General features: G+C 59.4%; 11 protein-coding genes and 1 pseudogene. 5 read left to right on the top strand and 7 right to left on the bottom strand.

Going from position 1 to position 13,852, the window contains the following annotated elements; translation table 11 throughout:
- Positions 1 to 2 precede the first annotated feature (2 nt).
- Together ACZ9H3_RS20360 and ACZ9H3_RS20355 are read left to right on the top strand one after the other, a co-directional pair.
- Positions 3 to 557, top strand: a complete 555-nt coding sequence (locus ACZ9H3_RS20360; protein WP_476222251.1) for an NUDIX hydrolase — start codon at positions 3 to 5, stop codon at positions 555 to 557.
- 29 nt (positions 558 to 586) lie between these two features.
- Positions 587 to 1,108 (top strand): L,D-transpeptidase family protein, encoded by a 522-nt coding sequence (locus ACZ9H3_RS20355; RefSeq protein WP_476222249.1) that lies wholly within the window; start codon positions 587 to 589, stop codon positions 1,106 to 1,108.
- A gap of 76 nt (positions 1,109 to 1,184) precedes the next feature.
- Here the strand turns inward: ACZ9H3_RS20355 and ACZ9H3_RS20350 are convergent, their stop codons facing one another.
- Both ACZ9H3_RS20350 and purL read right to left on the bottom strand, forming a co-directional pair.
- Positions 1,185 to 1,496, bottom strand: coding sequence for a YqfO family protein (locus ACZ9H3_RS20350; protein WP_099773673.1), 312 nt, complete (start codon positions 1,494 to 1,496; stop codon positions 1,185 to 1,187).
- 5 nt (positions 1,497 to 1,501) lie between these two features.
- Positions 1,502 to 5,401: a phosphoribosylformylglycinamidine synthase gene (purL, locus tag ACZ9H3_RS20345; protein ID WP_476222247.1), complete on the bottom strand. Its 3,900-nt coding sequence runs from the start codon at positions 5,399 to 5,401 to the stop codon at positions 1,502 to 1,504.
- A 260-nt stretch (positions 5,402 to 5,661) separates the two neighbouring features.
- Between purL and mltF the strand changes: the two genes are divergently transcribed.
- Positions 5,662 to 7,122, top strand: a complete 1,461-nt coding sequence (gene mltF, locus ACZ9H3_RS20340; RefSeq protein WP_065761800.1) for a membrane-bound lytic murein transglycosylase MltF — start codon at positions 5,662 to 5,664, stop codon at positions 7,120 to 7,122.
- Between the two features lie 43 nt (positions 7,123 to 7,165).
- On the opposite strand, the gene tadA is transcribed toward mltF, so the two are convergent.
- Both tadA and ACZ9H3_RS20330 read right to left on the bottom strand, forming a co-directional pair.
- On the bottom strand, positions 7,166 to 7,648 hold the full coding sequence (gene tadA / locus ACZ9H3_RS20335; protein ID WP_099776550.1) for a tRNA adenosine(34) deaminase TadA: 483 nt from the start codon (positions 7,646 to 7,648) through the stop codon (positions 7,166 to 7,168).
- The gene (locus ACZ9H3_RS20330) at positions 7,648 to 9,021 is read right to left on the bottom strand and encodes a multicopper oxidase family protein (RefSeq protein ID WP_099776548.1); all 1,374 of its coding nucleotides are present in this window, start codon (positions 9,019 to 9,021) and stop codon (positions 7,648 to 7,650) included. Before ACZ9H3_RS20330 ends, tadA begins: the two co-directional genes overlap by 1 nt.
- A 213-nt stretch (positions 9,022 to 9,234) precedes the next feature.
- On the opposite strand from ACZ9H3_RS20330, the gene ACZ9H3_RS20325 reads away from it, so the two are divergent.
- Positions 9,235 to 9,606: a PH domain-containing protein gene (locus ACZ9H3_RS20325; RefSeq protein WP_099773671.1), complete on the top strand. Its 372-nt coding sequence runs from the start codon at positions 9,235 to 9,237 to the stop codon at positions 9,604 to 9,606.
- 218 nt (positions 9,607 to 9,824) lie between these two features.
- On the opposite strand, the gene ACZ9H3_RS20320 is transcribed toward ACZ9H3_RS20325, so the two are convergent.
- A complete protein-coding gene (locus tag ACZ9H3_RS20320; protein WP_476222244.1) occupies positions 9,825 to 10,226 on the bottom strand; it encodes a Rid family hydrolase in 402 nt (133 codons plus the stop codon).
- A 148-nt stretch (positions 10,227 to 10,374) separates the two neighbouring features.
- Here ACZ9H3_RS20320 and ACZ9H3_RS20315 point away from each other — a divergent pair.
- Positions 10,375 to 10,569 (top strand): annotated as a pseudogene (locus ACZ9H3_RS20315) (PH domain-containing protein); the annotation flags it as partial.
- 155 nt (positions 10,570 to 10,724) lie between these two features.
- Here ACZ9H3_RS20315 and guaA read toward each other — a convergent pair.
- On the bottom strand, positions 10,725 to 12,302 hold the full coding sequence (gene guaA / locus ACZ9H3_RS20310) for a glutamine-hydrolyzing GMP synthase (protein WP_065761731.1): 1,578 nt from the start codon (positions 12,300 to 12,302) through the stop codon (positions 10,725 to 10,727).
- Between the two features lie 79 nt (positions 12,303 to 12,381).
- On the bottom strand, positions 12,382 to 13,851 hold the full coding sequence (gene guaB, locus ACZ9H3_RS20305) for an IMP dehydrogenase (protein WP_099773668.1): 1,470 nt from the start codon (positions 13,849 to 13,851) through the stop codon (positions 12,382 to 12,384).
- Position 13,852: the final 1 nt, after the last annotated feature.

Below are 13,852 nucleotides of genomic sequence, written 5' to 3'. Positions count from 1 at the left end.
TCATGAATTTCTGCAGCGCCTGCGGCAAACCGGTCATTCAGTGCATCCCCGAAGGCGACAGCCGCCTGCGCTATGTGTGCGAGCATTGCCAGACCGTTCATTACCAGAACCCGAACATCGTCGCCGGCGTTCTGCCAATCTGGGGCAGCCAGATACTGCTGTGCCGCCGCGCCATCGAACCCCGACGCGGCTACTGGACCCTGCCGGCTGGTTTCATGGAGAACGGTGAGACCATCGAACAGGCCGCTCGCCGCGAGACCATCGAAGAGGCCTGCGCGCGACTTGGCCCAATGAGCCTGTACCAACTGTTCGACCTGCCGCACATCAACCAGGTACACGTGTTCTTCCGCGCCGAACTGAGCGATCTGAATTTCGCCATTGGCGAGGAAAGCCTGGAAGTACGGCTGTTTGAAAAAAGCGAAATACCTTGGGATGAGCTGGCTTTCCGCACCATCAGTCGTACCCTAGAATGCTATTATCGTGACCTCGTCGAGCAGCGCTTCCCGGTCGGTAACGAATGCCTACCCCCCCTGTTCGGCCCGTCATTCACGACTTAGATCTGGCTACTTATCAGGGATATTGTTTCATGCGTTGGTTGCTTGCCCTCTTCTGCCTCACAGTGGCCTCGGTATCTCAGGCGGCCTTCACCGAAACCATCGTGACCAAGCCGGTCTCACAGCAACGCACAGTCGACAAAGTGCTGGTCATCAAATCAGCCCGTCAACTGCAACTGATCAGCGCTGGCGAACCATTCAAGAGCTACCGCATCTCCCTGGGCAAGCAGCCCAACGGCCCGAAACAGCGCGAAGGTGACAAACGCACCCCGGAAGGCCTGTACTGGCTTGACTGGCGCAAGGTTAGCGATCGCTACAACCTGGCCATGCATGTCTCCTACCCGAACGTCAGCGATGCCGCCCGAGCGCGCCGCGAAGGTGTCGAGCCTGGCGGCATGATCATGATCCACGGTACCCCGCTCAATGACGAGTACCCGGAGTGGTACTTCCATACCCTGGACTGGACCGAAGGCTGTATCGCCATGAAGAACGCTGACATGCGCGAAGTCTGGAGCCTGGTCAAGGACGGCACCCTGATCGAGATCCGCCCCTGAGGCAGCAAGAGCAGTAAACTGAACCCATAAAAAAACGCCGCGATCGGTATCGATCGCGGCGTTTTTATTGAACCCCTCAAAAGTTGGCGAGCTGCCAGACTTCATAGGCTGGGGTTTCATACGGATGGCTCTGCTTCAGAGCAGTGACGACCGATTCAATCAACGCGTCGGCCACCACCAACTCTACCCGCCACTCTTCCACCTGCTCAACCACACCCGCCTGCCCAATGAACGGCTGGCTGCCGTCCAGTGGGCGAAACTGGCCCTGGCCAAGTACCTGCCAGGCGCAGCAGTCATAGTCACCGATTCGGCCGCCACCGGCGGCGAATACGGCAGCCTTGACCACCTCTAGATGGCTAGGCGGTACGAAGAAGGCGAGCTTGTACATCCGGCTTAGTTCACCCACACGCGCGCGTTGCGGAACATCCGCATCCACGCACCGTCTTCGCTCCACTCGTCCGGCTTCCAGGAGTTCTGTACGGCACGGAAGACCCGCTCAGGGTGCGGCATCATGATGGTGACGCGACCGTCGCGGCTGGTCAGGCCAGTGATACCGCGCGGCGAACCGTTAGGGTTGGCCGGGTAAGCTTCGGTAACCTTGCCATGGTTGTCGACAAAACGCAGCGCCACGCAGCCGGACAGGTCTGCTTCAAGCAGCGCCTCAGGGCTCTGGAACTCGGCATGACCTTCACCGTGAGCGATGGCGATCGGCATGCGCGAACCGGCCATGCCCTGCAGGAAGATCGAGTTCGACTCCTGAACCTGAACCATGGCCACACGGGCCTCGAACTGCTCGGAACGGTTACGCACGAAGTGCGGCCAGAGCTCGCTGCCCGGAATCAGCTCGTGCAGGTTGGAGAGCATCTGGCAACCGTTGCAGACACCCAGGGTGAAGCTGTCGATTCGCTCGAAGAAGCCTTGGAAGGCATCACGGGCACGGCTGTTGAACAGGGCCGACTTGGCCCAGCCTTCACCGGCACCCAGCACGTCACCATAAGAGAAGCCACCACAGGCGACCAGCCCCTTGAAGTCGTTCAGGTCAACGCGACCAGCGAGGATATCGCTCATGTGCACGTCGATGGCATTGAAGCCGGCGCGGTCGAACGCAGCGGCCATTTCCACCTGGCCGTTGACACCCTGCTCACGCAGTACAGCCACTTGCGGACGAATACCGGTCTTGATGTTAGGCGCCGCGACATCCTGGTTGACGTCAAAGCCCAGCTTGGCGTTCAAGCCTGGATTGTCTTCTTCCAGCAGGGCATTGAACTCCTGATCGGCACAGTCAGCGTTATCACGCAGACGCTGGATCCGGTAGCTGGTTTCCGCCCAGGTGCGCTGCAACACACTGCGCTCACCGTCGAACAGCACTTCGCCGTTCAGGCTGATCTGCACTTCGGCGCTGTTGATCGGTTGACCGATCACGGCAACACAGTCCTCACCAAGGCCTGCGGCGCTGAACTGTGCCAGTACCTCTGCCGTAGCGTCCTGACGCACCTGGATGACCGCACCCAACTCTTCGTTGAAAAGAATCGCCGCGACCTTCTCACGCTTGCTGGTCAGGGTGTCGAGCTCCAGGCTCAGGCCACAGTGACCGGCAAAGGCCATTTCCAGTGCGCTGACCAGCAGACCACCATCGGAACGGTCGTGGTAGGCCAACAGATGACCGTCAGCGTTCAGGCCCTGGATCACGGCGAAGAAGGCTTTCAGGTCTTCGGCATCGTCGACGTCCGGCGCCTGGCTACCCAGCTTGCCGTGGGTCTGTGCCAGGATCGAGGCACCCATGCGGTTCTGGCCACGGCCGAGGTCGATCAGGATCAGATCGGTCTCGCCCTTGTCCATGCGCAGCTCTGGGGTGAGGGTCTTGCGAATGTCAGTCACGGGCGCAAAACCGGTGACAACCAGCGACAGCGGCGAGGTAACGCTCTTCTCCTCGCCCTCTTCGCTCCAGCGGGTCTTCATGGACATGGAGTCCTTGCCCACCGGAATGGTCAGGCCCAGCTCTGGGCACAGCTCCATACCAACGGCCTTGACGGTGTCATACAGACGCGCATCTTCACCCGGGTGACCTGCGGCGGACATCCAGTTGGCCGACAGTTTGATGTCGGACAGCTTGCCGATCCGCGAGGCAGCCATGTTGGTCAGGGTCTCGCCAATCGCCATGCGACCGGACGCCGGGGCATCGAGCAGGGCCAGCGGGGTACGCTCACCCATGGCCATCGCTTCACCGGTGTAGACATCGAAACTGGTGGCGGTGACAGCGACATCGGCCACGGGCACTTGCCACGGGCCGACCATCTGGTCGCGAGCAACCAGCCCCGTGATGGTGCGGTCGCCGATGGTGATCAGGAAGCTCTTGCTGGCCACCGCAGGGTGACGCAATACGCGATCAATGGAGTCATCCAGCGCCAGTGCGCTTGGATCGAAATCATCGCCCAGTTCCGCTTCACGGGTCACCGAACGGTGCATTTTTGGCGGCTTGCCCAGCAGCACGTCCAGTGGCATATCCACCGGATTGTTGCCGAAATGGCTGTCGGTAACGGTCAGATGCGGTTCGGCAGTGGCCTCGCCAACCACCGCGAACGGGCAGCGCTCACGCTCACAGATAGCCTTGAAACGCTCGAAATCGGCCGCATCGACCGAGAGCACATAACGCTCTTGGGATTCGTTGCTCCAGATTTCCAGCGGTGCCATGCCTGGTTCGTCGTTCGGCACGTTGCGCAGTTCGAAACGACCGCCGCGACCGGCGTCGTTAACCAACTCAGGGAAAGCGTTGGACAGGCCGCCCGCACCGACGTCGTGAATGAACTTGATCGGGTTGTTGTCGCCCAGTTGCCAGCAGCGGTCGATCACTTCCTGGCAACGACGCTCCATTTCAGGGTTTTCGCGCTGAACGGAAGCGAAATCCAGGTCAGCCGAGCTGGAACCGGTCGCCATCGACGAAGCGGCACCACCACCCAGGCCGATCAGCATGGCCGGGCCACCCAGCACGATCAGTTTGCCGCCGACGCTGATTTCGCCCTTCTGCACGTGATCTTCACGGATGTTGCCCATACCACCGGCCAGCATGATCGGCTTGTGGTAGCCACGGACTTCATCACCGTGCGGGGTCGTGATCGACTGCTCGAAGGTACGGAAGTAGCCGGTCAGGGCTGGACGACCGAATTCGTTGTTGAACGCCGCACCACCCAGTGGGCCTTCAATCATGATGTCCAGCGCGTTGACGATGCGCTCAGGCTTGCCGTAAGGCTTTTCCCAAGGCTGTTCGAAACCGGGGATGCGCAGGTTGGAAACGGTGAAACCGGTCAGGCCCGCTTTCGGCTTGGCACCACGGCCGGTAGCGCCTTCGTCGCGAATCTCGCCACCGGAGCCGGTAGAAGCACCCGGGAACGGCGCAATAGCGGTCGGGTGGTTGTGGGTCTCGACCTTCATCAGGATGTGGACCGGCTCCTGCACCGCGCCGTACTGGCGGGTTTCAGGGTTCGGGAAGAAACGACCAGCCACGGAACCTACGATCACCGAGGCGTTGTCCTTGTAAGCAGACAACACGCCTTCGCTGTGCAGTTGGTAGGTGTTCTTGATCATGCCGAACAGGCTTTTTTCCTGGCTTTCGCCATCGATATCCCAGCTGGCATTGAAGATCTTGTGCCGGCAATGCTCGGAGTTGGCCTGGGCGAACATCATCAGTTCGATATCGTGTGGATTGCGCTTCAAGCCCAGGAAGGCATTGACCAGGTAATCGATCTCATCGTCAGCCAAGGCCAGACCCAACTCGACGTTGGCCTTTTCCAGTGCGGCGCGGCCACCGGCCAGTACATCGACCGCCGTCAACGGCTTGGGTTGTGCGTGACTGAACAGGCCCGCGGCATCTTCCAGCTTGCTCAGCACCAGCTGAGTCATGCGGTCGTGCAGCACGTCGGCAACAGCAACGACATCAGCCTCGCTCAGCTCACCGCTGACATAGAAGGCGATACCCCGCTCCAGGCGCTGGATATTAGTCAGGCCACAGTTGTGGGCGATGTCGCTGGCCTTGCTCGACCAGGGCGAAATGGTGCCGAAACGTGGCACTACCAGAAACAGGCGGCCAGTGGGCTCCTGAACCGGTACGCTAGGGCCGTACTTGAGCAGACGTGCAAGCACCTGCTGTTGATCGGCGGTCAGATCACCGTCAACCTCGGCGAAATGAGCGAATTCAGCATACAAACCACTAACAGCGGGGACTTTCTGGCTCAGTTGCTCGATTAACTTACCGTGGCGAAAGGCAGAAAGGGCAGGAGCGCCGCGCAGGATCAACATCGTCGGGACAGCCTCAGGAAGGGGGTGTGCTTAGAGGCCGTGCATTGTAGCCTAAACCGGCGCGTCAGGCACTCGAAACGCTGCATCCACCCCTGCCCGAATATCGGTATCTGCTGACGGCCTACAACAGCGCCACCTCTTAAATTGAAAAAGACGGTAAAAACCCTACGTTTTGCGCGTACATTTTTGCCCATCGCTAACAGACAAGCCACCCATTGTCGAGATATGGCTGGGCCTGACCTTTGCGTATACTGCACGTTATGTTTGCCCAGACTGCTTTGCGCCAGCGTTGCGCCAAATGGCTCATCGCAACCGGACTCTTACTGCTGCTCGGTGCCTGCGTTGAAAAACCCAGCACACTCGAGCGAGTCAAAGAGGATGGCGTGCTGCGCGTGGTTACCCGCAACAGCCCGGCCACCTACTTCCAGGACCGCAACGGCGAAACCGGCTTCGAGTACGAACTGGTCAAGCGCTTTGCCGACGATCTGGGGGTAGAGCTGAAGATCGAAACCGCTGACAACCTTGACGACCTGTTCGGACAACTGGGCAAACCACAAGGCCCGGTTCTGGCGGCCGCCGGCCTGGTCAGCAGCGAGCAGCGCAAACAACAGGTGCGCTTTTCCCACCCCTACCTGGAAGTCACGCCCCAGATCATTTATCGCAACGGCCGCTCACGCCCTACCGACGTCACCGACCTGGTCGGCAAGCGCATCATGGTGCTCAAGGGCAGCTCCCATGCCGAGCAGTTGGCGGAACTGAAGAAACAGTACCCCAAGCTCAGCTACGAAGAGTCCGAGGCGGTCGAAGTGGTCGACCTGCTGCGCATGGTCGACGAAGGCCAGATCGACCTGACCCTGGTCGACTCCAACGAATTGGCAATGAACCAGGTTTACTTCCCCAACGTACGGGTAGCGTTTGATCTGGGGGATGCCCGCGACCAGCGCTGGGCCGTCGCCGCTGGCGACGACAACAGCCTGCTCAACGAAATCAACACCTTCCTCGACAAGGCCCAAAAGAACGGCACCCTGCAACGCCTGAAAGACCGCTATTACGGCCATGTCGATGTACTTGGCTACGTCGGCGCGTATACCTTCGCCCAACACCTGCAGCAACGCTTGCCACGCTTCGAGAAGCATTTCCAGGCCACGGCCAAGAAAGAAAAGGTTGATTGGCGCCTGCTGGCGGCCATCGGCTACCAAGAGTCGATGTGGCAGGCAGAGGTCACCTCCAAGACCGGCGTTCGCGGACTGATGATGCTCACCCAACGCACGGCCCAGGCCATGGGCGTCTCCAATCGACTGGACCCCAAGCAGAGCATCAGCGGTGGCGCCAAGTACTTCATGCACGTCAAGAACGAGCTGGACGACAAGATCGAAGAGCCGGACCGTACCTGGTTCGCATTGGCGGCCTACAACGTGGGCAGCGGCCACCTGGACGACGCACGCAAACTGGCGGCCCGGGAAGGCCTGAACCCGAACAAGTGGCTGGATGTAAAGAAAATGCTGCCACGCCTGTCGCAAAAGCAGTGGTACAGCAAAACCCGGTATGGCTACGCCCGCGGCGGCGAACCCGTGCACTTCGTGGCCAACATCCGTCGCTACTACGACATCCTGACCTGGGTTACGCAGCCACAGCTTGAGGGCAATCAGGTGGCCGAAGGCAACCTGCATGTGCCGGGGGTCAACAAGACCAAACCACCTGAGCAGCCATCGTCCCTCTGAGCCCCGCTGTCAGTCATCGCGCACTTTCCAGCGGCATGCCCGCTCAGGATCGCGCACGCCGCGCCTTGAAGAACTCAGTGAGAATACTGCCGCATTCTTCGGCCAATACCCCGCCTTCAAACAGCACGCGGTGATTGAGAAAACCCTGGGTAAAAAACTGCCCCTGGCTCTGCACCACCCCGGCTTTAGGCTCCAGCGCCCCGTACACCACACGGGCAATACGCGAATGGACGATCAGCCCTGCGCACATGCTGCACGGCTCCAGCGTCACGTAGAGGGTGCTGCCCGGCAAGCGGTAGTTACTGGCAGCCTGCGCAGCCGCACGAATGGCGACCATCTCGGCATGCGCGCTGGGATCACTGCCACTGATCGGGCAATTGAACCCCCGACCAATGACCTCACCATGCTGCACCAGCACCGCACCCACCGGCACTTCACCCAAGGCCGCGCCTTGGGCCGCAAGGTCCAGGGCCATCTGCATGAAAACCTGATCGCGACTGCGATCAATGATCTGGGGCTGGCGCATCATGCCACCTCGATTGCAGCCATCAGGCCGGTTTCCATGTGATCGATGACATGACAGTGGAACATCCAGGTTCCCGGGTTATCGGCAACCAAGGCGACCTGGGCGCGTTCGTTCTTGCCCAACAGGTAGGTGTCGGTGAAGTACGGCTCGATTTTGCGTCGGTTCGACCCAATCACCTTGAAGGACATGCCATGCAGGTGAACAGGGTGCTGATACTGGGTCATGTTCTTCAGCTCGAAGATGTAGCTCTTGCCCTTCTTCAGCGTAGCAATCGGGCGATCAGAGCAGGTCTTGTCCGTGATGTCCCAGGCAACACCATTGATCTGCCACAGGCTTGGCGGTCGATTCTCGGTATTCACCGACACCGAACCTGCCCACTCAAAATTGAAGTGGAGCTTCTCGGCATTGGCCAGATCCGGCTCGGCCACCGGGTTGGCCGGCAGCGCTGGCGGCCAGTCACTCGGCGTGTCATTGCTGGCGACCGAGCGCAAGGTACCCAAGCGTACCGGGCCATCGCGCAGGGAGATTTCCTCACCCGCCGGCGGCACCTTGATCGCCAGACAAATACGCATACCCGGGCCCAACCAGTAGTCCTTGCCCAGCGGACGCGGCGTGATCGGGTTGCCATCCAGCGCATAAATACGCGCCTCGGCATTCCCGCGCAGGTTGATCCGGTAGGTCAGGGTGTTGTCCAGGTTGAGCAAGCGCACGCGGACAATCTGCCCAGCCGGCAGATCGACAACAGCATTGGGTTCACCATTGATGGTGAGCAAGCGCCCCGCCGTACCACCCCGGGCAGCTTCACGAGGCACGCTGAAGGCCACAAAGGCCCCTTGCTCGTCCACATGCCAGCTCTTCAGGCTCAGGGTGCGCTCGTGCTTGAACCCGGTGGGCTCGCGCTCCTCGACAATCAACGGCCCCACCAGCCCGCGTCCCAGCTCCTCACTACTGCTCACATGCGGGTGATACCAGTAGCTACCGGCATCCGGCACACGGAACTTGTAGTCGAAGTATTCGCCCGGCAATACCGGCAGTTGCGAAACGTAGGGTACGCCATCCATTTCCAGCGGCAGGCGAATGCCGTGCCAGTGGATAGTCGTGGGAACCGGCAGGTGATTGATGAAGCGTACACGCAGCCATTCGCCCTGACGTACGCGCAACTCGGTGCCCGGCGCCGAAGGCCCAAACGCCCACGCCGGTGTCTTGTAGCCCGATACCAGCTCCACATCCAGGGGTGCGGCAATCAGCTCGTAGTCATGGCCAGCATTCGGGTCGGTCCTGCCCAGCCAATAGCGCGCAGCGCCACCCGCCCCCAGGCCAACCGCCACCAAGCCAGTAAGGCCACCGAGAATTTGTCGCCGGGTAAAGGACATCGGAGCAAGCACCTCGTACTGCAGACTCAACAGGCTGGCGAACTGTGCCAGCGATGAAGGGCGAATACGATACACCTGCATTTGAGAAAGATTAAGTGAAGACTTTGTCGCACCCGCCTTGTGGCACCCACCCCATCTGCACCAGAATCCCCACGACCAGCCCCTGCCATTGAAAAACCTGGACTGTTGCTCACCTCATAAGGATATCCACGCATGATCGACTTCAACAACAAAGGCTTCTTCAAACTCAAGCAAAACGACGAATACGCCGAACGCGTAACCGCCCTGCTGCTAGACGGCGAACACGTCATCGACGCTTACAAATCCATGCGCGACGGCGTGGTGTTCACCAACAAGCGCATCATCGCGGTGAACGTGCAAGGCCTCACCGGCAGCAAAAAGGATTTCACCTCCCTGCCCTACAAAAATATCGTGGCCTACTCGGTTGAAACTTCCGGCACGTTCGACCTGGACTCGGAGTTGGAAATTTACTTTTCGTCGCTGGGCAAAGTGAAGTTCGAGTTCACCGGCAAGACCGCGATCGTCGAAATTTCCAAGCTTATCTCTGCACATATTTTTGCCTGACAGCACTGCGCGACGCGGGGTGTCAGCGAGCCTGCGGCGCCTGCATCGTTGGCAAGCCAACTCCCACAGGGGACCGCGCAGCACATGGGCGCTCCCTGTGGGATCCAGGCTTGCACTGGTAACGGTCAATGGCTTCTTCCAGCGTTTCGCCGGGCAACCATTAGAACAAATCGTGTAAACGCCTGCCGCAGGCGTTTACACGCCCGAGCGCGATCACATTATTCAGTAACGGCTTGAGCTTCAATCTCCAGGAGCCAGTCTGGGCTCGCCAACCCCGAGACCAAGATCCACGAGGAGGCTGGCAACTTGTCTCCAAATGAGTCATGCAGTGCTCTTGAGATATCGTTCTGAGAATCTGGATTACTCGCATCAGCTCGTATATAGATTCTGAGAATTGTTACATCACTCAAGCGCGCAGGGACTTCTGCCAACAACCTTTCAATGCATGTTAAGCATCGTATTGCTTGCTCGTACATGCCAACGCTGTGCAGAGACTGATCTGCATTGGCTGCAACTTGCCCTGATAAGAAAATGTGATTACTTCCTTTTGAAATAACAGCCTGGCTGAATCCGTATTGGGTGCTATCAAATAAAAAGCCTGGATTTATCCTCTTATGCATGAAAACACCAACCTGTAAAAATATTGATTCAAGAAGATCGAGTCATGAACACTGAAGCCACCCGTTCTAGCCCCAAGGTACGTCAACGTGAGCGATGCTTCTGTGCTGCCCGGCTTACCGCCGACGTTTGGCGGAAACCAAGATGCACGGCAGCAAAAAGGATTTCACCTCCCTGCCCTACAAAAATATCGTGACCTACTCGGTTGAAACTTCCGGCACGTTCGACCTGGACTCGGAGTTGGAAATTTACTTTTCGTCGCTGGGCAAAGTGAAGTTCAAGTTCACCGGCAAGACCGCGATCGTCGAGATTTCCAAGCTTATCTTTGCACATATTGTTGCCTGACAGCACTGCGCGAAGCGGAGTGTCAGCGGGCATGCGGCGCCGGCATCATTGGCAAGCCAACGCCGATAGGGATCAGCGCCAGAATCCACTCGGCTTAAAAAACAAACCCCCGCTAGAAAGCGGGGGTTTGTCAGTAGCCAATGCCGAACGCGGGATCATTCCCACTCGATGGTTGCCGGCGGCTTGCTCGACACGTCGTAGGTCACCCGCGAGATACCATCGATCTCGTTGATGATGCGACCACTGACAGTTTCCAGCAGCTCGTACGGCAGGTGCGCCCAACGGGCGGTCATGAAGTCGATGGTTTCCACGGCACGCAGGGCCACGACCCAGGCGTAACGACGGCCATCACCTACCACGCCAACGGATTTGACGGGCTGGAACACCACGAACGCCTGGCTGACCTTGTGGTACCAGTCGGCCTTGCGCAGCTCTTCGATGAAGATGTGGTCGGCACGACGCAGCAGGTCGGCGTACTCTTTCTTCACCTCACCGAGGATCCGGACACCTAGGCCTGGGCCCGGGAACGGGTGACGGTAGACCATGTCGTAAGGCAGGCCCAGTTCCAGACCGATACGGCGGACTTCGTCCTTGAACAGCTCGCGCAGCGGCTCGACCAGCTTTAGGTTCATTTCCTCTGGCAGGCCACCAACGTTGTGGTGCGACTTGATCACGTGAGCCTTGCCGCTCTTGGCACCGGCCGACTCGATCACGTCAGGGTAGATGGTACCCTGGGCCAGGAACTGGATGTTCTCCAGCTTGCTCGCCTCAGCATCGAACACGTCGATGAAGGTGCGACCGATGATCTTGCGCTTCTTCTCTGGGTCGGCTTCGCCGGCCAGATTGGACAGGAACTGTTCCTCGGCGTTGGCACGAATCACCTTGACGCCCATGTTCTCGGCGAACATGGCCATCACTTGCTCACCTTCGTGCAGACGCAGCAGGCCGTTGTCGACGAAGACGCAGGTCAGTTGATCGCCAATGGCACGGTGCAACAGCGCAGCCACCACCGAAGAGTCGACACCGCCAGACAGACCCAGCAGTACGTTTGCCGAACCCACCTGCTCACGCACCTGGGCAATGGCGTCTTCAACGATGTTCGACGCAGTCCACAGTGCTTCGCAGCCGCAGATGTCGAGGATGAAGCGCGACAGGATGCGACCGCCCTGCTTGGTGTGGGTCACTTCCGGGTGGAACTGCACGCCGTAGTAGCCACGGGTGTCGTCGGCCATACCGGCGATCGGGCAGCTCGGGGTGCTGGCCAGAATATGGAAGCCGGCTGGAATCTCGGTAACCTTGTCACCGTGGCTCATCCAGACATCGAGGCCGAATACGCCATCGTCGTCTACATGGTCTTCGATGCCGTCCAGCACGCGGCTCTTGCCGACGACATCGACACGGGCGTAACCAAATTCGCGCAGATCGGAACCTTCAACCTTGCCGCCCAATTGCTCGGCCATGGTCTGCATGCCGTAGCAGATGCCGAACACAGGTACACCCAGGTCCCAAACGGCTTGCGGGGCACGTGGGCTGTTGGCTTCGTGGACCGACTCGGGGCCGCCTGCGAGGATGATGCCGCGCGGGGCGAATTCGCGAATCGCTTCATCGTCCATGTCGAACGGATGCAGTTCGCAGTACACACCGATTTCGCGAACGCGACGAGCGATCAGTTGGGTGTACTGGGAACCGAAATCGAGGATCAGGATGCGGTGAGCGTGAATGTCGAGGGCCATGACTCAATCTCGTCAGTGGTAATCGGAAACGACACGGGGCTGTCGATAACAGCCCCGCTTGCTAGTACTGCCAGAAGCATCAACCTACGCGGTAGTTTGGCGCTTCTTTGGTGATCTGCACGTCATGCACGTGGGACTCGGCCATGCCGGCACCGGTGATGCGGACAAACTCAGGCTTGGTGCGCATCTCTTCGATGGTGGCACTGCCGGTGTAACCCATCGAGGAGCGCAGACCGCCCATCAATTGGTGAATGATTGCGGTCAGGGAGCCTTTGTACGGAACGCGACCTTCGATACCTTCCGGTACCAGCTTCTCGGCACCGGCCGAGGAGTCCTGGAAGTAGCGATCGGAAGAGCCCTGGGCCTGGGACATAGCACCCAGCGAACCCATGCCGCGGTACGCCTTGTAGGAGCGGCCCTGGAACAGCTCGATCTCACCTGGCGCTTCTTCGGTACCGGCGAACATCGAACCCATCATTACGCAGGAAGCGCCTGCAACGATGGCTTTGGACAGGTCACCGGAGAAACGGATACCGCCGTCAGCGATCAATGGCACACCGGTGCCTTCCAGTGCAGCAGAGACATTGGCGATGGCGCTGATTTGCGGCACGCCAACACCTGCAACGATACGGGTGGTGCAGATCGAGCCTGGGCCGATACCGACCTTGACCGCATCGGCGCCAGCTTCAACCAGTGCCTTGGCCGCAGCGCCAGTGGCGATGTTGCCGCCGATGACCTGCACTTCCGGGAAGTTTTCCTTGACCCAGCGAACGCGGTCGATAACGCCTTTGGAATGACCGTGAGCGGTGTCGACCACAACCACGTCAACGCCAGCAGCAACCAGTGCGGCAACGCGCTCGCCAGTGTCCTTGCCGGTGCCGACAGCGGCGCCGACGCGCAGACGACCCTGGTCGTCCTTGCTGGCCAGCGGGTAGGCCTTGGCCTTTTCGATGTCCTTGACGGTCATCATGCCCTTGAGGGCGAATTGCTCGTCGACGATCAGGACTTTTTCCAGACGGTGCTTGTGCAGCAGCTCGCGGACTTCGTTCTTGTCGGCGCCTTCGCGGACAGTGACCAGACGCTCTTTCGGCGTCATCACTTCACGCACGGTGGCGTCCAGACGGTTCTCGAAGCGCACGTCACGGGAGGTCACGATACCGACCAGGTCACCCTTGTGCAGTACCGGTACACCGGAGATATTGTTCAGGCGGGTCAATTCGAACAAGTCGCGCACGGTAGCGTCAGCGTCGATGGTGATCGGGTCTTTGACCACGCCAGCCTCGAACTTCTTGACCTTGCGCACTTCGGCAGCCTGCTGCTCGATGGTCATGTTCTTGTGGATGATGCCGATGCCACCTTCCTGTGCCATTGCAATGGCCAGGCGGGCTTCGGTCACGGTATCCATGGCGGCGGAAACCAACGGAATATTCAGCTCGATGCCACGGGTCAAACGGGTCTTGAGACTGACTTCATTGGGCAGTACCTCGGAATAACCAGGCACTAGGAGAATGTCGTCGAAGGTCAGGGCTTCTTGGCTGATACGCAGCATC

The organism is Pseudomonas sp. TE3910 (assembly GCF_056279025.1).
The sequence above is the reverse complement of the archived record's forward strand: the minus strand, read 5'-3'. Positions and strand labels throughout refer to the sequence as shown.

Bases quoted from the DNA above. Each gene is read 5' to 3' on its own strand.
- purL (WP_476222247.1), bottom strand. From the start codon at position 5,401: ATGTTGATCCTGCGCGGCGCTCCTGCCCTTTCTGCCTTTCGCCACGGT.
- ACZ9H3_RS20360 (WP_476222251.1), top strand. From the start codon at position 3: ATGAATTTCTGCAGCGCCTGCGGCAAACCGGTCATTCAGTGCATCCCC.
- ACZ9H3_RS20350 (WP_099773673.1), bottom strand. From the start codon at position 1,496: ATGTACAAGCTCGCCTTCTTCGTACCGCCTAGCCATCTAGAGGTGGTC.
- mltF (WP_065761800.1), top strand. From the start codon at position 5,662: ATGTTTGCCCAGACTGCTTTGCGCCAGCGTTGCGCCAAATGGCTCATC.
- ACZ9H3_RS20320 (WP_476222244.1), bottom strand. From the start codon at position 10,226: ATGCATAAGAGGATAAATCCAGGCTTTTTATTTGATAGCACCCAATAC.
- guaA (WP_065761731.1), bottom strand. From the start codon at position 12,302: ATGGCCCTCGACATTCACGCTCACCGCATCCTGATCCTCGATTTCGGT.
- tadA (WP_099776550.1), bottom strand. From the start codon at position 7,648: ATGCGCCAGCCCCAGATCATTGATCGCAGTCGCGATCAGGTTTTCATG.
- ACZ9H3_RS20330 (WP_099776548.1), bottom strand. From the start codon at position 9,021: ATGTCCTTTACCCGGCGACAAATTCTCGGTGGCCTTACTGGCTTGGTG.
- guaB (WP_099773668.1), bottom strand. From the start codon at position 13,851: ATGCTGCGTATCAGCCAAGAAGCCCTGACCTTCGACGACATTCTCCTA.
- ACZ9H3_RS20355 (WP_476222249.1), top strand. From the start codon at position 587: ATGCGTTGGTTGCTTGCCCTCTTCTGCCTCACAGTGGCCTCGGTATCT.
- ACZ9H3_RS20325 (WP_099773671.1), top strand. From the start codon at position 9,235: ATGATCGACTTCAACAACAAAGGCTTCTTCAAACTCAAGCAAAACGAC.